The sequence below is a fragment of the Vibrio sp. HENC-03 genome, assembly GCF_000305755.2.
Lineage (GTDB): Bacteria > Pseudomonadota > Gammaproteobacteria > Enterobacterales > Vibrionaceae > Vibrio > Vibrio owensii.
Window position 1 is genome coordinate 442,023 of record NZ_JH976064.1, and the last position, 23,091, is coordinate 465,113.

24 protein-coding genes are annotated in these 23,091 nt (G+C 45.0%); 12 read left to right on the forward strand and 12 right to left on the reverse strand.

The genetic code is table 11. The annotated features are described in order from the left end of the window. The first annotated feature begins 121 nt into the window (after nucleotides 1-121). The 6 genes from napF (at nucleotide 122) to VCHENC03_RS26630 (ending at nucleotide 4,734) form a co-directional block, all read left to right on the forward strand. Complete coding sequence (napF, locus tag VCHENC03_RS21320) at nucleotides 122-607, forward strand: ferredoxin-type protein NapF (RefSeq protein WP_009704750.1); 486 nt, start codon at nucleotides 122-124, stop codon at nucleotides 605-607. 43 nt (nucleotides 608-650) lie between these two features. Next, nucleotides 651-959, forward strand: coding sequence for a chaperone NapD (locus VCHENC03_RS21315; RefSeq protein ID WP_005433349.1), 309 nt, complete (start codon nucleotides 651-653; stop codon nucleotides 957-959). Continuing rightward, on the forward strand, nucleotides 956-3,445 hold the full coding sequence (gene napA, locus VCHENC03_RS21310) for a periplasmic nitrate reductase subunit alpha (RefSeq protein WP_009704751.1): 2,490 nt from the start codon (nucleotides 956-958) through the stop codon (nucleotides 3,443-3,445). The genes VCHENC03_RS21315 and napA overlap by 4 nt, the downstream gene beginning before the upstream one ends. Nucleotides 3,446-3,521: 76 nt before the next feature. After that, nucleotides 3,522-3,977 carry a nitrate reductase cytochrome c-type subunit gene (locus VCHENC03_RS21305; protein WP_009704752.1) on the forward strand — a complete coding sequence of 152 codons (456 nt, stop codon included), beginning with the start codon at nucleotides 3,522-3,524 and terminating at the stop codon, nucleotides 3,975-3,977. A gap of 28 nt (nucleotides 3,978-4,005) precedes the next feature. Beyond that, nucleotides 4,006-4,584 (forward strand): NapC/NirT family cytochrome c, encoded by a 579-nt coding sequence (locus VCHENC03_RS21300; protein ID WP_005435291.1) that lies wholly within the window; start codon nucleotides 4,006-4,008, stop codon nucleotides 4,582-4,584. Between the two features lie 15 nt (nucleotides 4,585-4,599). Further along, entirely contained in the window at nucleotides 4,600-4,734 is a 135-nt protein-coding gene (locus tag VCHENC03_RS26630) for a TIGR02808 family protein (RefSeq protein WP_009704753.1), read from the forward strand. A 281-nt stretch (nucleotides 4,735-5,015) separates the two neighbouring features. Here VCHENC03_RS26630 and phaC read toward each other — a convergent pair whose 3' ends face one another. The 4 genes from phaC to VCHENC03_RS21280 form a co-directional block, all read right to left on the reverse strand. Beyond that, nucleotides 5,016-6,791, reverse strand: coding sequence for a class I poly(R)-hydroxyalkanoic acid synthase (gene phaC, locus VCHENC03_RS21295; RefSeq protein WP_009704754.1), 1,776 nt, complete (start codon nucleotides 6,789-6,791; stop codon nucleotides 5,016-5,018). A gap of 66 nt (nucleotides 6,792-6,857) precedes the next feature. Continuing rightward, nucleotides 6,858-7,205: a phasin family protein gene (locus VCHENC03_RS21290; protein WP_005435289.1), complete on the reverse strand. Its 348-nt coding sequence runs from the start codon at nucleotides 7,203-7,205 to the stop codon at nucleotides 6,858-6,860. A gap of 44 nt (nucleotides 7,206-7,249) precedes the next feature. Further along, entirely contained in the window at nucleotides 7,250-8,458 is a 1,209-nt protein-coding gene (locus tag VCHENC03_RS21285; RefSeq protein WP_009704755.1) for an acetyl-CoA C-acetyltransferase, read from the reverse strand. An 11-nt stretch (nucleotides 8,459-8,469) separates the two neighbouring features. Further along, nucleotides 8,470-9,210, reverse strand: a complete 741-nt coding sequence (locus tag VCHENC03_RS21280) for an SDR family oxidoreductase (RefSeq protein WP_005435287.1) — start codon at nucleotides 9,208-9,210, stop codon at nucleotides 8,470-8,472. Between the two features lie 753 nt (nucleotides 9,211-9,963). Here VCHENC03_RS21280 and VCHENC03_RS0125410 point away from each other — a divergent pair. Both VCHENC03_RS0125410 and VCHENC03_RS21275 read left to right on the forward strand, forming a co-directional pair. Continuing rightward, the gene (locus tag VCHENC03_RS0125410; RefSeq protein WP_032802106.1) at nucleotides 9,964-10,584 is read left to right on the forward strand and encodes a LysE family translocator; all 621 of its coding nucleotides are present in this window, start codon (nucleotides 9,964-9,966) and stop codon (nucleotides 10,582-10,584) included. Between the two features lie 13 nt (nucleotides 10,585-10,597). Continuing rightward, nucleotides 10,598-10,864, forward strand: coding sequence for a hypothetical protein (locus tag VCHENC03_RS21275; protein WP_005435281.1), 267 nt, complete (start codon nucleotides 10,598-10,600; stop codon nucleotides 10,862-10,864). Nucleotides 10,865-10,989: 125 nt separating this feature from the next. Here VCHENC03_RS21275 and secF read toward each other — a convergent pair whose 3' ends face one another. From secF to VCHENC03_RS21255, 4 genes are all read right to left on the reverse strand, one after another. Beyond that, complete coding sequence (secF, locus tag VCHENC03_RS21270; RefSeq protein ID WP_009704757.1) at nucleotides 10,990-11,892, reverse strand: protein translocase subunit SecF; 903 nt, start codon at nucleotides 11,890-11,892, stop codon at nucleotides 10,990-10,992. A gap of 2 nt (nucleotides 11,893-11,894) precedes the next feature. Further along, nucleotides 11,895-13,733 carry a protein translocase subunit SecD gene (gene secD, locus VCHENC03_RS21265; protein WP_009704758.1) on the reverse strand — a complete coding sequence of 613 codons (1,839 nt, stop codon included), beginning with the start codon at nucleotides 13,731-13,733 and terminating at the stop codon, nucleotides 11,895-11,897. A gap of 166 nt (nucleotides 13,734-13,899) precedes the next feature. Beyond that, nucleotides 13,900-14,379, reverse strand: coding sequence for a hypothetical protein (locus VCHENC03_RS21260; protein WP_009704759.1), 480 nt, complete (start codon nucleotides 14,377-14,379; stop codon nucleotides 13,900-13,902). 144 nt (nucleotides 14,380-14,523) lie between these two features. Next, complete coding sequence (locus tag VCHENC03_RS21255) at nucleotides 14,524-15,192, reverse strand: SH3 domain-containing protein (protein ID WP_009704760.1); 669 nt, start codon at nucleotides 15,190-15,192, stop codon at nucleotides 14,524-14,526. A gap of 117 nt (nucleotides 15,193-15,309) precedes the next feature. On the opposite strand from VCHENC03_RS21255, the gene VCHENC03_RS21250 reads away from it, so the two are divergent. Further along, nucleotides 15,310-15,849, forward strand: coding sequence for an ATPase (locus VCHENC03_RS21250; RefSeq protein ID WP_083481802.1), 540 nt, complete (start codon nucleotides 15,310-15,312; stop codon nucleotides 15,847-15,849). Nucleotides 15,850-16,025: 176 nt separating this feature from the next. Continuing rightward, nucleotides 16,026-16,256, forward strand: a complete 231-nt coding sequence (locus VCHENC03_RS28165) for a hypothetical protein (RefSeq protein WP_078609136.1) — start codon at nucleotides 16,026-16,028, stop codon at nucleotides 16,254-16,256. A gap of 56 nt (nucleotides 16,257-16,312) precedes the next feature. Here VCHENC03_RS28165 and VCHENC03_RS21245 read toward each other — a convergent pair whose 3' ends face one another. Further along, on the reverse strand, nucleotides 16,313-16,927 hold the full coding sequence (locus tag VCHENC03_RS21245) for a class I SAM-dependent methyltransferase (RefSeq protein ID WP_009704762.1): 615 nt from the start codon (nucleotides 16,925-16,927) through the stop codon (nucleotides 16,313-16,315). A gap of 44 nt (nucleotides 16,928-16,971) precedes the next feature. After that, complete coding sequence (locus VCHENC03_RS21240) at nucleotides 16,972-17,427, reverse strand: Lrp/AsnC family transcriptional regulator (RefSeq protein ID WP_005442405.1); 456 nt, start codon at nucleotides 17,425-17,427, stop codon at nucleotides 16,972-16,974. A 149-nt stretch (nucleotides 17,428-17,576) separates the two neighbouring features. Here VCHENC03_RS21240 and VCHENC03_RS21235 point away from each other — a divergent pair, with 149 nt between their 5' ends. Together VCHENC03_RS21235 and VCHENC03_RS21230 are read left to right on the forward strand one after the other, a co-directional pair. After that, complete coding sequence (locus VCHENC03_RS21235) at nucleotides 17,577-18,503, forward strand: DMT family transporter (protein ID WP_009704763.1); 927 nt, start codon at nucleotides 17,577-17,579, stop codon at nucleotides 18,501-18,503. A gap of 93 nt (nucleotides 18,504-18,596) precedes the next feature. Then, nucleotides 18,597-19,259 carry a PilZ domain-containing protein gene (locus tag VCHENC03_RS21230; protein ID WP_009704764.1) on the forward strand — a complete coding sequence of 221 codons (663 nt, stop codon included), beginning with the start codon at nucleotides 18,597-18,599 and terminating at the stop codon, nucleotides 19,257-19,259. A 58-nt stretch (nucleotides 19,260-19,317) separates the two neighbouring features. On the opposite strand, the gene luxQ is transcribed toward VCHENC03_RS21230, so the two are convergent. Both luxQ and VCHENC03_RS21220 read right to left on the reverse strand, forming a co-directional pair. Next, nucleotides 19,318-21,897: a quorum-sensing autoinducer 2 sensor kinase/phosphatase LuxQ gene (gene luxQ / locus VCHENC03_RS21225; RefSeq protein WP_009704765.1), complete on the reverse strand. Its 2,580-nt coding sequence runs from the start codon at nucleotides 21,895-21,897 to the stop codon at nucleotides 19,318-19,320. Next, nucleotides 21,897-22,994, reverse strand: a complete 1,098-nt coding sequence (locus VCHENC03_RS21220; RefSeq protein ID WP_009704766.1) for an autoinducer 2-binding periplasmic protein LuxP — start codon at nucleotides 22,992-22,994, stop codon at nucleotides 21,897-21,899. Before VCHENC03_RS21220 ends, luxQ begins: the two co-directional genes overlap by 1 nt. Between the last annotated feature and the right edge of the window lie 97 nt (nucleotides 22,995-23,091).

Sequence of the window (23,091 nt, forward strand, 5' to 3'; positions counted from 1 at the left end):
ACCCCCTAAGAGGTATTTATAGATATATGTCAAAAACTACAATTTCGTGTACTTAAATGACAGTTTATTAATGAAATTGTGGACTATGCTTAGTTTGGGTTTCAATTTCCGAGGTGACTAAGTGGTAGACCTTTCTAGAAGAAGACTTTTTGCACGTAAAGCGCAGCCAGATAATTCGGTACGTCTTCCTTGGTTAGCTAAGCCGACTCAATTCACAGACGATTGCACTCGTTGCGGTAAATGCATCGAGGCTTGTGAAACTAAGATTATAACTAAAAGCGACGGCGGATTTCCTGCGGTCGATTTTTCGATTGATGAATGCACGTTTTGTTATCAGTGCGCTGAAGCTTGCCCAGAGCCGCTATTCTTAGCAGAAGCTGAACAACCATGGCACGCAAAAGCAAGCATCAACGAAAGCTGTTTAGCAAAACAAAATGTCGAATGCCGAAGCTGTGGGGACATGTGCGACCCGATGGCAATCCAGTTCAAGTTAGAACTTGGCAAAGTAGCACAACCAAATTTAGACCTTGATGAGTGTAACGGCTGCGGCGCCTGTGTTTCAGTGTGCCCTACTTCATCCATCAATGTGAGCAATATAACAGCCTAGCCGTTAGTGGTCGGCGCGAAAGGCGATAAAACGAGAGAGATGTATGTCACTAAACGAAGTGCACATTTCGAGTCTGGTAGTCCATGTTCTGCCTGAACATCTGGCTGAGGTCAAAACCCAGATTGAAGCGTACGAAAACGCAGAAATCTACGGTGACAGCCCAGAAGGCAAAATCGTGGTGGTGCTAGAAACTGAGAACCAAGGTTTCATCACCGACACTATCGATGCGATTAATAATTTACCGAATGTCTTGAGCACAGTACTGGTTTATCACCAAATCGAAACTGGGCTTGAAGAAACGGAAGAAAAAGACACTGGAACACAACATTCCCAAATCGAGGGTGAAGTATGAAAATGACAAGACGTGCGTTTGTGAAAGCAAACGCGGCTGCATCAGCTGCTGCTGTCGCAGGTATTACACTACCGGCTTCTGCAACCAATCTGATTGCAAGCTCTGATCAAACTAAAATCACATGGGACAAAGCGCCTTGTCGTTTCTGTGGTACAGGCTGTTCTGTTCTTGTTGGTACACAAAACGGCAAAGTGGTAGCAACTCAGGGTGACCCTGAAGCACCAGTAAACAAAGGCCTTAACTGTATCAAAGGTTACTTCCTTTCTAAGATCATGTACGGTCAAGACCGTCTGACTCAGCCTCTTCTACGAATGAAAGATGGCAAATACAACAAAGATGGCGACTTCACTCCTGTATCTTGGGATGCGGCTTTCGACATCATGGCTGAAAAATGGAAAGCGTCTCTAGAGAAGAAAGGACCAACAAGCATCGGTATGTTTGGTTCTGGTCAATGGACCGTAATGGAAGGTTACGCTGCCGCTAAAATGATGAAGGCGGGTTTCCGTTCTAACAACATCGACCCGAACGCACGTCACTGTATGGCGTCTGCAGTAGTAGGCTTCATGCGTGCATTTGGTATCGATGAGCCAATGGGTTGTTACGATGACTTCGAGAACGCAGATGCATTCGTTCTTTGGGGTTCAAACATGGCAGAAATGCACCCAGTTCTTTGGACTCGTATTACTGACCGTCGCCTAAGCCACCCTCACGTTAAAGTGAACGTGCTTTCTACTTACTACCACCGTTCATTTGAGTTGGCAGACCACGGCTACATTTTCAATCCTCAGTCTGACCTTGCGATTGCTAACTTCATCGCAAACTACATCATCGAAAACGATGCAGTAAACTGGGACTTCGTGAACAAGCACACGAACTTCACGCAAGCAGATACTGACATCGGCTACGGTCTACGTGACGATGATCCGCTACAAAAAGCAGCGAAGAACCCGAACTCTGGCAAGCTAACTTCTATCTCTTTCGAAGAGTACAAGAAATCAGTTGCACCATACACAGTAGAGAAAGCATCTGAAATCTCTGGTGTAGAGAAAGAAAAACTGATTGAGCTTGCGAAGCAATACGCGGATCCAAACACGAAAGTAATGTCTCTATGGACGATGGGTATGAACCAACATACTCGTGGTGTATGGATGAACAACTTGGTTTACAACATCCACCTACTAACCGGTAAGATTGCGACTCCGGGTAACAGCCCATTCTCACTAACAGGTCAGCCATCAGCGTGTGGTACGGCTCGTGAGGTTGGTACGTTTGCTCACCGTCTACCAGCAGACATGGTGGTTGCTAACCCTAAACACCGTAAGATCGCAGAAGACATCTGGAAACTACCAGAAGGTACTATTCCACCAAAACCTGGCTTCCACGCAGTACTACAAGACCGTATGTTGCATGACGGCGTTTTGAACTGTTACTGGGTTCAATGTAACAACAACATGCAAGCAGGTCCGAACATCAACACTGAACGTCTTCCTGGTTACCGTAACCCAGAAAACTTCATCGTTGTATCTGACCCATACCCAACAGCAACAGCGCAAGCAGCTGACCTTATCCTTCCTACAGCAATGTGGATCGAGAAAGAAGGTGCTTACGGTAACGCAGAGCGTCGTACTCAGGCTTGGTACCAACAAGTTGAGACTATTGGCGATGCGAAGTCTGACCTATGGCAGGTAATGGAATTTGCAAAACGCTTCAAGATGGAAGAAGTGTGGCCAGAAGAGCTACTTGCAAAAGCACCAGAATACCGCGGTAAGACAATGTACGACATGCTGTTCAAGAACGGTCAAGTCGACAAGTTCCCTATCGAAGAAGCGCGTGAGATGAACGATGACGCTCACCACTTCGGCTACTACGTACAGAAAGGTCTGTTCGAAGAGTACGCGACGTTTGGTCGTGGTCACGGTCATGACTTAGCACCATACGATGTTTACCACACAGTACGTGGTCTACGTTGGCCGGTTGTTGATGGCAAAGAAACACAATGGCGCTTTAAAGAAGGCTCTGACCCGTACGCGAAAGCTGGTTCAGGTTGGGACTTCTACGGCAATGCTGATGGTAAAGCGAAGATCATCTCTGCACCATACGAAGCGCCACCAGAGGTGCCAAACGAAGAGTTTGACCTATGGCTATGTACTGGCCGTGTTCTTGAGCACTGGCACACAGGTACTATGACTCGTCGTGTACCAGAGCTTTACAAAGCGGTTCCTGACGCGGTGGTTTACATGCACCCTGCGGATGCGAAGAAACGTAACGTTCGTCGCGGTGAAGAAGTTCTGATTGCAAACAAACGTGGTGAAGTACGCGTTCGCGTTGAAACTCGCGGCCGTAACCGTCCACCTGAAGGCTTGGTATTCGTACCGTTCTTTGATGCCCGTATTTTGATTAACAAGTTGATCCTTGATGCGACTGACCCGCTGTCAAAACAGACAGACTTTAAGAAGTGTCCAGTCAAAATCACTAAAGTCGCTTAACCGTCAAATAACGAATGCAAGGGCCGTCTACTCGGCGGCCTAAAAAGAATTTAAGCCATAAGGCGGAGATGAAATGATGAAAAAATACCTTATCGCACTTTTATCTGTAGGTGCTTTGTTGACAGGCGTTGCACAAGCTGAGCTGGACAATCCAGGTGGCACAGGCGGTCTAGACTCGCTACGTGGTACTGCACAACTTGAAGACACGCGTCCTGCAGATGATTTCAAAGACTTTCCAAAAGACCAAATCGTTGCAGACAGCTTTGTATATCAGCCGCCACTGATCCCTCATAGCATCCGCAACTACGAAGTGTCTTTGAACGCAAACAAATGTCTAGCATGTCACAGCTGGAAAAATGCTAAAGACGCAGGCGCTACCAAGATCAGTGTAACGCACTACGTTAACCGTGAAGACGCGGTACTGGCAGATATGTCGCCACGTCGTTACTTCTGTTTGCAATGTCACGTTCCACAAACAAATGCTACTCCACTAGTGGAAAACGAGTTTAAGGCAGTCGATTCGCTTCAGTAATTGAAACGCGAGTACTAAGAGGTTACTTATGAAAATACTTAAAGCGTTTTGGAAGAGACTGTCGAGCCCGAGTAAAGCTGCCGCTGGTATCGTTTTATTCTTAGGCTTTACTGGTGGTCTTCTATTTTGGGGCGCGTTCAACACGGGTATGGAAGCGACCAACACAGAAGAGTTCTGTTCTGGCTGTCACGCTCCAATCGTTGCTGAAATTCAAGAAACGATTCACTACTCGAACCGCTCTGGTGTTCGTGCAATCTGTTCAGACTGTCACGTACCACACGAATGGACTGATAAAATCGTTCGTAAAGTTCAGGCATCTAAAGAGCTGTTTGCGCACTTCGTAACGAAGACGATCGACACGCCGGAGAAATTCCAAGCACGTCGTGAGCACTTAGCAGAACGCGAATGGGCACGAATGAAGAAAAACGACTCACTTGAGTGTCGTAACTGTCACGAGTTCGACTTCATGGATTACTCTCAACAGGGTAAACGTGCAGCTGAACAACACTCAACCGCTCTGGCTTCAGGCGAGAAAACGTGTGTAGACTGTCACAAAGGTATCGCACACAAACTGCCTGACATGCACGGCGTTGAAGGCTGGCAATAAGGAGAAACAAAGACAATGAGTAATCTTGAATCCTTTATCTGGCATTTCCTTGGGTACAGCGCAATGCCAGTCATTATTCTTTCCGGCTTTGTCGGAGTAGCAGCAGTCTCTCTATGGCTACTCTCACTAGGTAAGGATAAAGAGGTTTAATCTGCCTCGAATCAGTCGACATTTTTGCCTATTTTGTTGACGGAAAACGCCAAGCATTTGCTTGGCGTTTTTTCTTTGTGGTTCTGACAATTCAAGAGTGCTGACAATGTACTAAGAAGTTCTGTTCTTAATCCCCTCCCACCGACTCAAACTCTCATTACCACAATTCAAGCTTCCGTGCTTCACTCCCTCACTAAGCCTCCTCGGCTTCCTTGAGGTACGCCAGAAACAAAAAAGGCGACCATGGTAGGCCGCCAAATGAGACTGATGTGAGGAGCAGCTTAGGACTCTTTGATTGGCAATACTTGTCTTACGTACTGACCAGGAGCGTCTTCAATCACAGGATTCTGCTCTGAACCAACCGGGAACGGCTCAACTTGCTCTTCTGGGTTGAATTGCAACAGCCATTGATGCCAATGCGTCCACCAAGAGCCTTCCTGATGGTTGGCATTGTTAAACCATTCATCAGCAGAGTCATCAAGGTTGTCGTTCAACCAGTAGCCATACTTGTTTTTAGCAGGATGGTTAACGATGCCCGCGATATGACCAGACTCGCCCAACACAAAGGTCTTGTTGCCGCCAGTATTGAGTGCCCCACGATAGGTTCCTTGCCACAATGCGATATGGTCTTCTTTGGTCGATACAAAATAGCTCGGGATCTTAATCTTATTCAGGTCGATCCAGACGCCACCGATCTTCACGCCCTTGTCTTGAACGAGCTTGTTCTCTAGATAGAGTTCACGCAATAAGAAGTTGTGGGAAGCCGCACTCACATTGGTGCTGTCGCTATTCCAGTACAGAAGGTCGAAGTCTACAGGGCTGTTGCCTTTGAGGTAGTTATCAACGTAGTAATTCCAGTACAAGCTGTTCTCACGCAGCAAACTGAATGTCACGCTAAGAGAGCGGCCGTCCATGTAACCTTTCGCGTTGTTTTGCGTCTCAATTGCACTGATGATCGTATCGTTGATGTACGCCCCTACTTCGCCCGGCTGAGAGAAATCCAGTAGCGTGGTAAAGAAAGTTGCCGACTTAATGCGCTTCTTCATACGCTTCGCCGCATAGTACGCAACCGTGCTCGCCAGAACCGTACCACCGATGCAATAACCCGCTGCGTTGATCTGCTCTTGGCCTGTAATGTCTTCAATCGCCGTGACCGCTTTCGCCACGCCTTCAGTTACGTAGTCGCCAAACTCAACGTGAGCCTGCTCTTTACCCGGATTGCGCCAAGACATCATAAATACGCTGTGGCCTTGCTCTAGCAACCAGCGAACCATAGAGTTCTTCGCCGTCAGATCAAGGATGTAGTATTTGTTGATAAATGGCGGGACGATCAACAGTGGCGTTGCATTCACTTTTTCTGTCAAAGGACGATATTGAATCAACTCAAACAGTTCGTTTTGGAAAACCACGTCACCCGGCGTTGTCGCAACATCATCCCCCACGCGGAAGGCATTATTGTTGGTCATGCGTACTTTGAGAATATCGGCACTCGACTCAACATCTTCTTTTAGCTTTTCTAGCCCCGTCAGCAGGTTTTCACCATTTTGTTCAAGAGTGAGTTTAAGCAGCTCTGGGTTAGTCGCAATGAAGTTAGATGGAGAGAGTGCATTGATAGCTTGGCGAGAAAAGAAAGTAATACGTTCTTTCGTCTTCTCATCAAGACCTTCGATAGAATCGAGCGTGTCGAGGTATGTCTTGCTGAACAATAAGTAGGATTGTTTGATGAAGCTGTACATGGCTTCTTGTTGCCAAGCATCGTTTGAGAAACGCTTGTCGCCCTTCTCGGCTTCGATGATTTGTGTTTGGTTGCCCGCCAGTGCCACGTTCTGCCATATTTGAAGCTGTTGCTCCCACCATTCGGCTTGTAACTTTAAAATCGCCGCTGGCTGGTTTGCCGCTTGCTCGAACAGTTTGGCAGTATCTTCGAAGTTCACTTCTTGCATGGCCTTATTCAAAGGAGAATTCACGACTGCCTTGTTCACTTCGAAATCATGCCACCACTGATGATTGGTTTCCTGAAGCTTTACAAGATAGTCCGAAAAGAAGTGTTGAAACATAGTCTTACTCCTATATTCGGAAAAAACAACGCCGCCCAAGAGCTCGGGCGGCGATAAGCGGACGTATTACGCAGGAGTAACAGTCTTTAGGTTTTCCGAAGTCATTTGCTCAACGTCTTCTTTGAATTCTTTCGCGATAGATTGCAGCTTGTTGCTGTCGTCCATCATTTGCTGAGAAAGCTTAGTAAGAACAGCTAGCTGTTGGCTGTTGAAAGCCGTTAGAGAAGTCACGTCTTTGATTTCAGACGCTGCTTTCATCTGGTTTAGGCCAACTTCACTGTAAGTGCGGATTGCGTTCAGTTGAAGCTCAGTAAGAACTTCCACGTTCTTTGTCACTAGCTTGTTGAACTTCAAGTATGGTTCTAGATTCTTTTCAGTTTGATCGCTAAAAGTTTTGAAGAAATCAGTGTACATGGTTTATCTCCTAGAGAAAGAATTAAAAATGTCCGTTTAAATAACTACTTAACTGCTTTTACAACCACAGCCGTGCCCATACCGCCGCCTACACAAAGTGAAGCGACACCGTACTGACCGTCTTGTTTGTGAAGTTCGTGTACTAGCGTAACCAGAATGCGGTTACCCGATGCACCGAGTGGGTGGCCCAATGCGATAGCACCACCATTAAAGTTGGCTTTATCTTGAATTGAGCTCACTGGTACTTGGTTGGTTTCTGCCAGTTTATGAATCACACCTAGTGCTTGCGCAGCAAAGGCTTCATTCAGTTCATAAACATCAATGTCGCTGGTTTTCAGCTCGGCTTTTTGCAGCGCCTTGTTCACTGATTCCACAGGACCAAGACCCATAATCTTAGGATCCAAACCGGATTGAGCGTAGCTCACCACTTCAGCAATTGGCGTCAGACCATGCGCTTGAACCGCGCTTTCTGATGCTAAAATGATGGCACTGGCACCGTCGTTGATACCTGAAGCATTACCTGCGGTTACTGTACCTTCACGGTCAAACGCAGGACGTAGCTTGCTCAAACCTTCTAGCGTCGCGTTCGCTTTTGGATATTCATCTGTATCAAATACAACAGTTTCGCGGCGCTGCTTGACTTCTACCGGGACAATTTCATCTTTGAACTTACCCGCTTCAATCGCAGCCACGGCTTTCTGCTGGCTTGAAAGTGCATATTCGTCTTGTTGTTGACGCGATAAGCCCACTTCCTTAGCCACATTTTCTGCGGTTACGCCCATGTGGTATTGGTTGTAAACGTCCGTCAAACCGTCAGCAATGAGGAGATCTTTCAACTCCATGTTGCCCATCTTATTACCATCACGTACAACGCTAGGCACAATGAATGGGATTTGTGACATCACTTCTACACCAGCGGCCACAACGATTTCTGCGTCGCCACTGCGAATATGAGAAACGCCATCCATGACGGTTTTCATACCACTGCCACAAACCATGTTGACGCCGTATGCAGGGACAGACTCTGGAATGCCAGCAAACAATGCCGCTTGACGCCCAACACCCATGCCTTGCCCTGCAGCAATCACGTTACCAACGATCACCTCATCAACTTTCTCGCCAGATAGCGATGCGGCCTCAAGAGCACCTTTGATCGCAACCGCAGCTAGATCGCCTGCTGATGTGTTTTTTAAGCTTCCGCCAAACGCACCGATAGGTGTGCGTTTCGCTGCAACGATAAATACTTTTTCCATCATCCCACTCCTTAGCTCATGTATAGGCCGCCATTCACTGACAATGTCTCGCCAGTGATGTACGCGCCGGCATCACTCACTAAGAAGCTTACTGATGCTGCAATTTCTTCAGGCGTCGCTAAACGCTTCATTGGAATTTGGTTGGTAATAGACTCAAGCACTTCCGGCTTCATCTGTTCAACCATTGGCGTGCCTGTGTATCCCGGAGCAATCACGTTCACAGTAACGCCAGAGCGAGCACCTTCGTATGCCAATGCTTTAGAGAAACCAATCATGCCAGCCTTAGCCGCTGAGTAGTTTGCTTGACCGAACTGACCTTTAAGACCATTTACAGAAGAGATGTTAATGATGCGACCACCACCCTTTTCGCACATCGTTGCGAATAGAGGCTGTGTGACATTGAATAAGCTGTTGAGGTTGGTGTTGATTACATCGTTCCAAGCTTGTGCAGTCATCTTTTTAAACACGCCATCACGTGTGATACCTGCATTGTTGATCACGACATCAACGGTTCCTTCTTCCTCAAGCAAAAGTGCTAATTTTTCAGCACATTGCGCTGTGTTGGTTACATCCAATTCAAAAAGGCGTACCTGATCTTTCGTAAACCCTTTTTCATTAAACCATTCCAAAGCACATTCATAATTACCAGTATAATAAGTAGCTATTACTCGATAACCATCATTCACTAATTGAGAGGAAATAGCAGAACCAATTCCGCCTTTTGATCCAGTGATCAAAGCGACTTTCTTCATTGAAGACTCCATTCTTAACGGCATTAAAAAAGCGAATTAAGACACTGGCGAAATGTATCGCCAACTGACGTGTTAATTTATTCTTGTGGCAACAAATCCTCTGCTGCCTTTTATTTTAAGTTAACCTAGAAATATTACATTTCAAATAAAAAACTCATTCATTTGCATAAGATTGATTTAGATCTCACTCGCACTGAAATGTTATAAAAACGTTAACTTAACATAAGCTCATGTTTTAAAAGAAAAAACCTTAACTACAATGTCATTATTAAATTTAAAAAACATTGATTATTCAGTAAGTTGCACGCATTTTTATGTGCGTTACATTGACTAAGAGTTTAAGATCATCCTTCTTCAATCAAGTAATAAATTGCGATTAAATCATTGGAGCAATACTTCTAACCGACTTACTAATAAATATGAAATATATCATTTGGTTAGCATTTTATTGAGTATTTAATTTATTAAAACAAACCTCACTTGGTGATAAATTTGTTTATTGGAAAAATATTAAATATCAAGTAAACATTCTTTTAACCTTAATTCCAATCAGCCACGTTTATTTATAAATGTCATTCTTTGGTGCAATGTCGCACTAATATGTCGCATGCATTTAATTACTATTTAAGTTTTATTAAATAATTGAATGTTAACTCTATACTGGCGCATTCAAGATTGTTTAGAGGTGGCATCTCTTCTCCTTTTGCACTATCTTTGTGGCCTAGTTGTTTACTTATACAATCATCAATATTCATGAATACAGCCTTGTTAACCATGTTCATCCCCACCTTCTTTTTTGTCTCTATTACGCCTGGGATGTGCATGACGCTTGCTCTAACACTAGGGATGAGTGTCGGATATCGACGAACCCTATGGATGATGGCAGGCGAATTAGTTGGTGTTGCTCTCGTTTCTGTCTCAGCAGTACTTGGTATCGCAGCCATTATGCTTAACTACCCTTGGTTATTTACCGCACTTAAATTGATTGGTGGTGGTTACTTACTCTACTTGGGTATCGAAATGTGGCGCTCAAGAGGCAAACTCGCGATCAATGTTGAGAACGTTGATGTCCCTACCAGCGGCAACTGGGATTTGGTCTTGCAGGGCTTTGTTACCGCTATCGCGAACCCAAAGGGCTGGGCATTTATGATTTCTCTTCTGCCTCCTTTTATCGATCAGAGTGCTGCTCTTGCACCTCAGCTTGTCATACTGGTTTCTATTATTTTGATGTTCGAGTTCATTTGTATGTCTCTTTACGCAACGGGCGGCAAAGGATTGAAGCGTTTACTGGGGCAATCAAAAAACGTACGCTTAATGAACCGAATCGCTGGCACCTTGATGATGGGTGTGGGTGTATGGCTATTAATGAGTTAGAAAAGCCTAAGTTATGAAGAACATTTTAAACAAGCTCAAGCAATCTATTGGTGAAGTGTTGGATTTTCAGGCCCGAGTGTGGGTTGTCAACGTTTATGCGGGCGAACATAAAGGCGAGTCTTATGTGGTTAATGAAGACAGTTTTTCTGAGCCTTTACAATGGATGAAAAAGAAAGGGTATAAAGAGGCGATGCTTACCAAAGTTGAATCAATGAAGCGTTCGCAAATCATTGAGTTTGATTTAGGTGCAGTCAAACATCGCTTGATGCGCGTGAAATAGCCCCTCTTCTATTTTCCATTTCGTTTCTCGTTTCTCGTTTCTCGTTTCTCGTTTCTCGTTTCTCTAGATAAAAAAGCGCCACTCAAATTGAGTGGCGCAAGCACTTTTACCTTAAACACCAAGCATTATGGTGCAGTGTCGATCTCAACTGGTAGGTAGTGTTTTGGTTCTAGCTTCAACCATTCAGGAAGCACCGTACCAATCGAGATGGATGACCACGTACCTGAAAGTACGCCAATAAACATCGCTGTTGAGAAGCCAGCCAGAGCCGAGCCACCCATAATCCACAACGCCCCAACAGTGATCAGAGTCGTACCTGATGTCACCATTGTACGAGAGAATGTAGCCAGTACGGCTTCATCGTTGATCTGCTCTGTTTTCCAGTTTTGCTTAGCCACCAGCAATTCACGAATTCGGTCTGCGATGATGATCGAGTCATTGAGCGAGTAACCAAGGATCGCCAGAATCGCAGCAAACACCGTTAGGTTGAACTCCATTTGTGTAATCGCAAAGAAGCCTAATACCAAGATAACATCGTGGGCTAATGCGAATAGAGAACCACTCGCTAGACGCCATTCAAAGCGGAAACACAAGTAACCAAGAATCGTTAGTACCGATACTAATAGTGCCAAGCCACCTTGATCGAACAGGTCTTGACCCACTTGAGCGCCAACGATGCTGTTACTCACCACATCTACTTGGTGTGAAATAGGCTTCAGCACATCAGCTACGCTCGGTAGTGTTTGACCTTCTGCAGGCGCAGAGTAGCGAATCACCCAACGGCCATCTTCACCTGAGCGTGTTACTGATGTTGATTCACCAAGCTTTGGTTGAAGTGCGTTAAGCAGATCATGGTTAGTCAGTTGTTTATCGACTTTCACTTCAGTAACCATACCGCCAGTGAAGTCTAGACCTAGGTTAAGCCCTTTCATTCCAAGAGCAACCAGAGCAATAATCGTTAGAATTACCGATACTACAGTCGTGAAGTAACGAATCTTGCGGATATTTTGTTTTAGCATTTCGACCATGATTAAACCCTCACATCACGACGGCCATCGCGGCCCCAAATTAAATTGATCATTGCACGAGAAGCGAATACGCCAGTAAACATACTGGTCATCAGACCCAAGCCTAGCGTTAGCGCAAAGCCTTGGATTGGACCGTTACCAATCGCGTATAGAATCACAGCAGTGATCATGGTGGTGATGTTGGCATCAAGAATAGTTGCGAACGCGCTGTCGAAGCCTAGGTCGATCGCTTGAGCGAAACTGCGACCTTCACGCATTTTATCTTTGATACGTTCAAAGATGATTACGTTAGTATCTACCGCCATACCGACAGTCAGAACCAAACCGGCAATACCAGGAAGCGTTAGCACGGCACCAGGAAGCAGTGCGATTAGACCAAGCAAGCAAAGCATGTTTGCACACAAAGCCACGTTCGCAACCCAACCAAGACGACGGTACCAAAGTGCCATAAATGTCAGTGTTAGACCCATACCCAATGCTAGAGCAGCAAAACCGTTTTGAATATTTTCTGCACCTAGAGAAGCACCGATTGTGCGTTCTTCAACAATGGTTACTGGCGCAGTTAGAGAACCCGCACGTAGAAGCAATGCAAGTTGCTGTGCTTCATCCATGCTGCCCGCACCTGTGATGCGGAATTGGCTACCAAGTTGAGACTGGATAGTTGCAACACTGATGACGCGCTCGCTACGCTCTGTCATACCACGTTCGTCTGTTTTGTACTCGCGGTATACAGTCGCCATTGGTTTGCCGATGTGTGTTGCAGAGAAGTCACTCATCTTCTTACCACCCGCGTGGTCTAGAGAGATGTTTACTTCTGACATGCCCATTTTATCAACGCCCGCACGCGCGTTTACGATGTGCTCACCCGTTAGTACTGGACGCTTAGTTAGGATTACTGTGCGACCATCGTTGTCTTTCAGAACGAGATCTTGGCTGCTACGTGCTTGACCAGCATCTTTTACTTCGTAGAACGCAAGACTCGCTGTTGCGCCAATTACGTTTTTCGCTTGAGCAGGATCTTGAACACCAGGAAGCTCAATACGAATGCTCTCTTTACCTTGGCGTTGAACCAACGCTTCTGTAATACCCAACTCTTCGATACGGCCACGCATGATCTTCAAGTTTTGTTGAAGTGTCGTGGTTTGGAATTCTTGGATGTTTTGTTCGCTTGGTTGAAGTTCAAAACCACGGTCTGAGCTTGTCATTGTCCAACCTGGGTAGTTCTGACGAATGAACTGGCTCGCCGCTTTTAGGCCCGCTTCGTTTTCGCTGTTTACTGCGATGTGGTTGTGCGCTTCTGCACGAACTTGAACGCCACGAACACGTTCTTCACGAAGGCTTGCTTTGATCTCGTCTACTAATGCATCACGTTGTTCTTCAAACGCTTTGTTCACATCTACGTTCAGAAGGAACTGCACACCACCACGAAGGTCAAGACCAAGTTTGATAGGGCTAAAGCCCATTTCGTTCAACCACTCAGGTGCAACAGAAACGTAAGAGAACGTAATGTTGTCATCTTTGTCTAGCTGTTCGTTAAGCAATACACGCGCTTTACTTTGTGCGTCTTCGCCATCAAAAACGATGGTGGTTTTGCCATCTTTCTCAATGATCTTAGACGCAGGAATGTGGTGCGTTTTCAGCAATTGGTCTAACTGAACTACAGACATTGCGCTGTTGTTTTGGTCAGCAAACGTCACCTGAATAGAAGGCTGCTCACCAAACCAAGTTGGAATGGCACTTAAGGTTAAAATGATAATGGTCGTGATAAGTACGACGTATTTCCATGCTGAGTAATGATTCAGCACTTTTCTGGTTTTTTGTGGTTTTGGTGTTTTCTTCATGTAAACATCATCCCTTCACTAAACAGTGAAGTTTTCAATAATTGGATTCAAGACACGACAAAACGCTCACCTGACTAAAATGCAGGTACAGAATGCCCAGAGCGTCAATCGCTCTGTCGAAGAGTTGTCGTGTTAAGAACGCACAAGATGTGCAGAGTGATGGTGCTTACGCAGAAAACTGACTATTGAGGGCGACGTACATGGCATTGGTTTCTTTCCAGCCGGAAATACGATGGTCGCTAACGAAGTGATTAAATACGGATTGGTTTTGACGCCAGCTGATGTCCATTAGGCTATAAGCGTAGCCAGCATCAGCGTAGAAAGGCGCATTTAAATCGCCAATGAAATCAATGTGTTCATCGTCGATATTCTCACGCAGGTGCGATGTCCAGCGCTGAGAATTAAAGATGGCCAGTGAATCTTGAAGCGCATGCCCTTCAGAAACCGGAGACTGCGTGCTTTCTTCAGTCAGTTCAGAGAAATCAACCGGAGAGTTAGACGTAGAGCTGCTTGCCGTAAAAGGCTGCAGTTTAGAAAAGTGAGGCAAATAGGATTTTTGTTCTGTTTGTGCAGCCGACGCCTGCATTGGCGACAAAGCCATTGCAAGAAGCAGCAAAAACAGTTTTCTAACGTAAATCCAAGGCATGATAGCTCACTTAAAACAAAACGAGCCGAGTTCTTCAACTCAGCTCGGAGATAGTATTCCTATTGCTTATACTTAACAACTAAAAAGTTATAAATCTCTGTTTTCAATCGTGGAAAGCAAAGGCCATAAGGGTTGAGGCTATATTCATCGATAAAATATTTCGCCTTTATCCACATCTAGGTAGATTTTGTTTTCTTGTTCCAGCCCGCCACAATAGATGAAATACACGTTACGCTTCTTATAGGTAACTGAGCGAACCCAACCACCGAGTTCTTCGAAATCACTAGGGTCACAGGTTTCATCATCAAGCAATTGCTGCGTTTTGTTGCGGAACATATCTAAATGCGTTTTTAAATCGTCTGATTTTTGCAGGTAGCCATCCAAGATTTCCAAACGCTCTTGTTCTTTGATAACTGGCTCTGCATCAGACAGCCCTTTTGAATCCACCCACTCAGCGGTTTCTTCCCCACCCTCTTCATACACGATGTAATCTGATAAACGGAACCAACCATCGGCTTTTTCAAGCACAGAGACTTTCTCACCTTTGTAGAGAGTATCAACGATTAAGGCTTGGTTCTCCGGCTTGTTGTACACGTTAATGCGTCGCTCAATCACGTAGTATTCGGTGATTTCCGGTGCCGGAGCTTCGAGATCCATGATCGGCTTTGGCTTTTCTTTTGGCTCGCTTGGTTGCTCAGGCTCTGGTTTTTGCTCAGCCACTGGCTCGTCTTTTTGCATAAAGAAAAAGTAGTACCCAGCACCTGCTCCACCTAACAGAAGCAAAATGACCAATGCTATCAGGGCTTTCTTCATGTTCAATTCCTTTTTCGTTCCTTACGCAGTAGACGCCAATACACAAACTATACTGATATAAGATGCATAACTGATGTGAAAGCTAATAACGTGAAAATAGTTAACGTAAAAACAATCATGACCAAATGGACATTGGTTTGGTTACTAACACCATTTTCTGCTTTTGCGGGCCTCAAATGTGACCACGCTTCGTGGAATGACAATCTTACCCAATTCAACCGTTTAGAGTCCAACTACAATCAGTATGTTGAGACATTCAATGCACTCCTAACTGAACACAAGCAAAGACAATTACTTTCACAAACCTTTTCGTTACATGAACTAACCCTGTTGTGGCGTGCACAAAACAACCAACGAGCTTTTCAAGATCAACTTAAAGCATCCATTCAGTATCACGAAGAACTGACCAACAAGGCGAAAGCGTTAGCAAAGCTCAGTAAAGAGTCGATATGGATGGCCAACGGCTGGGAGAAACTCGCAGAGAAGTGTGAAATTTCGGATGAAAAAGCGAATCAGATTACCGCCGAATGGTATCAAGTTAACGCCTCTCAGCTTGCCAAAGACTATACGCAACTGGAGACACAATACCTTGGATTAGCACGACTGTATGATCGAGAAGCCAACGCGCTCCGTTTCGCCCAAAATAGCCTCCAATAATTCTGTTCATATTGGGATTGTTCCCTTTTCAAAAATTGAGCAATTAATAGACAAACAGGTTAAATTATAGAGATGTACGTCACAATAACGCTGTACTTGCGACCAGTTTTTGGGTAATTTACCCATTAACAAAATTTAATATAAAGTCACATTTGGCTGGAGATGATGCTAAACCAATGGTTATCAATCGATTAAGTAACAGGGATTGTCCTAATGCTACCAGAGCCAAGTTTTTGTCAGTAGTTAGGCACGTTAAAGAGTTTGGTTCAATCAGTGATTTGGACCTTTGTAAAATCTTTGGAGAAACAATTTGGAGCGATGGGAGGGAATACCATTCAGCCGCGTTCTCATTCAAGGTTGATAGACACACAGGCAACTGTGAGATCTCAAAATACAAATACCAATAAGGCTTAAAAGAATACGCAAACGGAGGCAGGAAACTGGCTCCGTTTTTTATTGCGTGCTATTTGCTCAGCTTAGGCATCACCACCGTGAAATCATGGTCGGAATAACCCTCAATGAGATAACTCCTTTCACTCAGCGATTTGCAGTAACGCAACACGCCCTCTTTATTATGAGATTCTAGTAATCTCATACTCGGTAATTTGGCCTCATCTAAAAGATTAAACGCACACGCGATGTTCGCTGCATGATACATCTTCTCTATCATCTCTACTGTATGATTCGGGTTTGCGGAGTGGTAATTCAATGAACCCGAAGCAAACACGTAGTCCGACTTTGGCAGCACCAATTTCGAAAAGTCACCACGAATAAATTGAGTCTTTGTCCGGAAACTGCGCTTGCGAGACTCCGCGACAAACTGTTTTTGCTGATCGATGCCAACATAAAGACTTGGGCTACTGCCCTTTTGTTCGATGAAGGTCAATAAGTCTCCATAACCACAACCAATATCGAGAACGCTTTTACCATCTAACTCTAGATCTCGGCATAGAGCTTCAAAGCGCGTGATTTGGCTAAAAGTGTCTTGCCAACCAAGCGTTCTGGCTTTGTCGTCGCCAAACTGCTTGTGTCTTTTGCGGTGATAGTGTGCGATACGTAATCTATCGAGCCACTTCATAATGCCTTTTTACCTTTGTATGGGTTAGCCGTGAATCGCCGTATTTATGAGTAAATTGGTAGGTTACCATTACCCTTAACTTGGCGGATGGCCAGATGCGTATGGATGTCTTTGACGTTTTCAAGTCGTTGTAGTTTACGCGTGAAAGCTTCGTATCCGGTGAGATCTTTACTCACGACCTCTAACAAGTAGTCATAAGCGCCAGAGACCACATGGCATGAAATCACCTCTTCCATATCGCTAATTGCTTGCTCAAAGTCATCAATAGAGGTCGCTTGATGGTTGTTTAGACTGACTTCTACGAACACTGTCATCGCAATACCTGCTTGTTCGCGAGAAATCATTGCTCGGTAACCACTGATCACGCCCTCTTGCTCTAAGCGTTTTATTCTTCGCGCGCAAGGCGAAGCAGAAAGCCCAACCTTATCCGCGAGCTCGCTTGTGGTCATTGTGGCGTCTTGTTGGATCAAATCCAATAACAGTCGATCAATTTTATCCATTACGTCTTCCCTGCCAAATTTCACCAAATAACATTCATTCAAAGATGAAAATCACTAAGTTCTAATTATATTCGGTCATATTTTGCCACCATTGAGCGTCACTTTCATTCGATAATTAACACATTATTTACAAACGCACGGAACGCCTTATGGCACTTGGATACGCCGCAATCATCACAACGTTATTTCTTTGGTCAGGATTTTTTCTCTCACTACGCGGAGGCGCGATATCAAACCTTCACCCCGCCGACATTGCGTTAGCGCGCTTTCTTATCCCTGCCATTGTGCTGCTTCCATTCGTTCTAAAGTCTATGGATAACATCCGTGCTGTACCGAGCAAATACTTACTGGGTATCGTTGTAGGCAGCGGTCTGCCTTATCTCCTTGTCGCTGGTACAGCGATGCACTTTGCGCCCGTCTCTCATGGCAGCGCACTCATCCCTGGCACTTTGCCTCTATTTGTCTCTGCGATCGCAGTAGTGTGTTATCAACAACCGTTGAGTCAACATCGCATTATTGGCTTATCCGCAGTTTTACTCGGTATCCTGATCTTCTTGTTATCTAACGTTGGTGCAGAATACAACTGGCTGCAATTAAAAGGGCATCTTCTGTTTTTGGTTGGCAGTTTGATGTGGGCAGGCTTCACCATCAGCGCCCGCGTCGCCAATTTGAGTGCGTATGTTTGTGCTGGATTTGTTTCTCTGATTTCATTTGCGCTACTGATCATCGCGGTTGGTTTTGGTTGGCTTGATAGCTACCTTGCAACAACGCCTGTAAATCAGTGGCCTTGGAATGAGTTGTTTGGTCACTTGATACTGCAAGGCATAGGAGCAGGCTTGTTGGCTTCGTTCACCTTCCTTTACGCGGTTAGAACCATAGGTGCAGAAGCCAGTGCGGCATTCGGCTCACTCACACCCGTATTAGCAACGTTATTAGCCATTCCTGTCTTTAACGAACAACCTGATACTATCACTTGGTGTGCGCTGCTGTTCGTGACCTGCGGAAGCATCGTCGCAAGCAATGTTCTGATGAAACAAGATCCTAGCCAAGATTATCAGCCTCCCGTTCACAGATAAGAATAAAACTGCATAACTTTTCATCTCGCCTATTGAAAGCAAAAACGGCGATTTGATAACCTGTCTGGATAATAAATTAAAACGTCAGAAGTTATGCCATCCACTCATACTAAAGATGAACTGAATAAATTCCTAAAAACAGGGATGCGACTCTCAATTAACTTTGAGTTTGGTCAGGACGAAAAGTACATTTACGCTGCGACCTATCTGGGACTAAAAGAAAACGCTTATATCATCCTCGATATACCTACTCGCTTATTGGAAGAACAAGCACTTAGAAAACTCAACAATGTCGACGTTGTTATTCGTGGTGTGTCGGACACCGATCTTGGGCATGTTGTCGCTTTCAAAACAAGTGTGTTGATGAACTTAGTTCGTCCTTCACCATTGTTGTTTATTCGAATTCCTGCAACGTTTGCAACGAAGCCAGTACGAGAACATGAGCGTTATAAATTGCAACTCGATTGCGCGATCGACCACATGAGCAATAAATACGACGGCTGTTTGGTCGACTTCTCACTTTCTGGGTGTGGTATATCCACTCTGATTGAACCAGAGTTTGCTGTTGGGGATAGAATCACAATTGAGTCCCCGCTTAGTGGTTACATTGATGAAGACAACCGCTGCTCTATCGCCAATATCAAGAAGCTACAAAAAGGCTGGATTGTTGGGGTTAAGTTTGCAGAGCCTCTCGATATGACGGAAGCACTTAAGAATGAACTGCTAGAGCAATCTTTTTCGGCCAGCACTATTTAAGACTTGGCAAACAATCAGATACAAAAAAGGGAGCATTTCGCTCCCTTTCTCTTTTTCATTATGTTCTTTCAAGCAAGAATCGCTGCTTAAAATCGACAAACGCCTCATGCAATGCGTTTTCTTTTATCGGCTTAAGTAAGACGTAGTTCGCGCCTGCTGCCATAAACGCATCGCTGGTTTCCTTCGCGGTATCCGCTGTACACGCATAGATTGGCGTACCTAAACGTAAGTTCTGACGAATCTCATGTGTTGTCTCGATACCACCAAGGTGCGGCAACTGGTTATCCATCAAAATGAGGTCATAGGTGTTATCAGCAAGAAACTCCATCGCTTCCAACCCATCTTTCGCCCAATCCACCTGCATCTTGTACTTCTTACAGAAAGCCTGAAGAATAAACGCATTGGTGTGGTTGTCTTCCACTAGAAGTACTTTCAAACTCTCATCAAACAAGAGTTCTGGCTTAACACGTTGACTGACCTCTAAAGGCCTCAATACGCGTTCACGATCCTTCACTGGGAGCGTCACAACAAACGTGGTCCCCACCCCTTTGCTACTGCGAACTTGAACGTCACCTTCTAGCATATCGACAAGGTTCTTCACAATGGTCAAACCTAGGCCGCTTCCGCCGTACTCACGTGTGGTCGTTGCCTCTTCCTGCACAAAAGGTTCAAACATTTGATCTAGTTTGTCGGATTCAATACCGATACCCGTGTCGGTGATTTCCACCACTAAAACGCTGTTATCTGCGCCGTAAAATTGCTCCAGTTCGGCATTCAAGCGAATCGAGCCAGAAGGGGTGAACTTAACGGCGTTGCTTACCAAATTAAACAAAATCTGGTTGAGACGAACTTGGTCAGTGAAGATCTCGACATTCGGATCAAGTTTGTTCTCGATAACCAACTCGACCCCTTTGTTCGAACAGATTGGGCGGTAGATGTTTTCCAACGTGCGCATCGTATCGGTGAACGAGAATGGGTGTTTCTGAATATTGAATTTCCCCTGCTCTATCTTCGAGAAATCAAGAATGTCGTTCAAGACCGCCAACAGATGTTCGCCACTGTGACAAAGTACGTCGATTTGATTCTTCTGCTCTTCCGTTTCTACCGAATCTTTAAGCAACTGAGCAACACCAAGAATGCCGTTGATCGGCGTGCGGATTTCATGGCTCATCTTGGCAAGGAAATCGGCTCGTGCTTGCGCTGATTTCTCCGCTTCTCGACGAGCAATATTACTCTGCTTCTCAGCTTCGATAAGCGTTGTAATGTCTTGGCCTTGAACGATGATGCCACTGATATCGCCATCAACCCGAATGGGTGACAAGTTCCAGCGGTAGATCTTGTTACCGATAGGCACATTAACGCCCGTCAATGTCGCGCCTTGGGCGGCCATTTTGAGGTGTGGTGTCAGCTTGTCTTTAAAGCCCTGGAATACCGGATGCATCGTTTCATGGTCGTCTTCAATCACTAACTCTTTGCGCGCTGCAGGGTTCATTTGAATCAAGATGCTTTCTTCAGACCAAACCATGATTGGAGATAGCGCAAAATTAAACAGGTCTCGGAACGACTTTTTCTGTGCTTCTAGCTCTTCAAAGGTACTTTCTAGGGTTGAGCCTATGTGATCAAACTCTTCGATATCCGAGCCACCAAATCGTTCAAACCCCTTCTCCTCTCGCGCAGAGCGGGTATAGGACATCAAAGATTCCAACTGAGCTGCCACTTTGCTTTCAATCCACTCTTTGGTCATGAGCGCAATCATGATCATACCAATGATAGAAGCCAGCATGGCCAAAATGTGTTGGATTTGTAGCGTCACAACGCTCTGGTTGTCTTGTACCGTCAACAGGCAAAGCTCGGTCGTCACCGCATTCACTTCAATTGGCGTTTCAATCACCAGCAGTTTATCGAGCCTTCTGTCTGAAGCTTTACGGTGCAGTACATCCACCACATCATAAGGCTCATCGCCAATCAAAGAGTTCGCTAGAGGCACGTTATTGGCAATCAAGACGACGTTATCAACGTTACTCTCACTCTTGAGTTTTTCCATCAAGGCAAAGTTGTTGTCCAACACAACGGCATTGAACGAAAAGCCAAGCACCTCACCTGTTGGCGGATCTAATACAGGAACTCGACGAATCAGCATGTGCCTTGACCCAATAGAGGTCATCACATTCACGTAGTACCAGTTGTTGCTAAAGGTTACTCGATTAGCAAGACTATCCAGAATCAGGTCATTCACACCGTAGAAGTGTGCATTGCCATCGTCCCAAATAATGCCTTTGTGATCGGTCAGAAAGCGAAATTCTGGTGTGTGTGACGGGTCACTCTGGTCGATGCTGAGAAAGAAGAAGTTGAGCGCATCCGTATTTCGACTGGTGTAAAAGTCACGAATCACTTCACTTTTGGAATTGCTGTCATGATGTATTTGAATCGCCGCAAAGTGGCTATCAAATATATTGTGGATCAGTGCAGAGGTTTGTTGCTTCGTCCTGTCTACTTCTTGCCAGATTATCTGCTTGGAGAAGTAGTAGCTCTGAATGAAAATCCCTAGAATGATCGGAGCAAGAACAAGGATGATGATCTTTGTAATGAGCGTCGCCAGAGAGCGACGCTTTTTTATGTTTGATCGCGTTGTCGTCATCAATTATCTGAATATCTAAATGCACGCTTTTTAAGCGCTTCGATTCGTTCCGGTGAATCCGCCTTTGTGACAATTTCAAAGTCACCGGAGTATACGGTTGGCACTGGCTTTCCTTCCAAGTCCCACTTAATGGCTTCTGCCATGGCGATGCCAGTATCGTCATTCATACGCATGACGGTAATGTCTAAATCGCCTTTTTGAATAGCGTCTAGTTCAGCAGAGCCTCCACCCCATCCATTAACCATAATGTCGTCACGACCCAACTCAGCCAATGCATCAACAGCGCCTAGGGCCACATCGGTCGAACACGCATAAATAAAATCAACGTCTGGGTGTTTCGCTAAACTTGCCTTCGCGGCCTCATAGCCGGATTGCTTGGTTGCTTTCGTGTAGTACGCTGATTGTAGCTCAAAGTTATTGTCTCGGTTAACTTGGTGAATGAAAGTGTCACCTCTTACGTCGCTAATGTACCCTTCAGAAAAGTAAAGCACACTGTAATATGTGTGTTTTGGGAAGTACTTTCCGAATTCTGTTGCGAGTTCACGACTGCCTTCTGCGTGGTCAAACCCAACATATAAAAATGGCTGATGCTTATCCCATTCACGCACTGGTGTGGTGATATTTTGTAAGATTAATTTGGTGTTGGTGGAATCTAATACGTGCTCAACAAATTTACGGTGTCTTGTCGTATCAAGCGTGAAAATCAAATAATCGGATTTGCTCTTAAGCGCCTCCATTAATGACAAGCTCTGTTGCTTAATATCGGCATTTGGTCGTGTAAATACTTGGTTGATTTGATAGTTGATATTCAACTTGTCTAATCGTTTTTCAAATGCAGCGATGTTTCTTACCCAGTAATCGGACACTTGTTGCCCTGGATAAACAACCGATATTTTGAGTGGACGCTTTTTGGCTTTAGAAAGCGGAACAGGACGCTCTCGAACGGCTTCCGCCAACGCATTGGTCAGTTTTCTCTGCTCAGGAAATTCATCTAAGAATTCTTGATATGCCCAGTACCCATTCAACACTTGAGTGGCGTGGGTAACTGGAGAAAAACTCACCATAGAAATTAAGGAAAATAGTAACGCTTTATTCATTTGTTGCTCATTTAGTTTTTTATGGAGCATGGAGCTGCTCTATTTTATTACCTAGCCGAGTCATCCTTTACCCTATTAATTTCATCTTCCATAAATT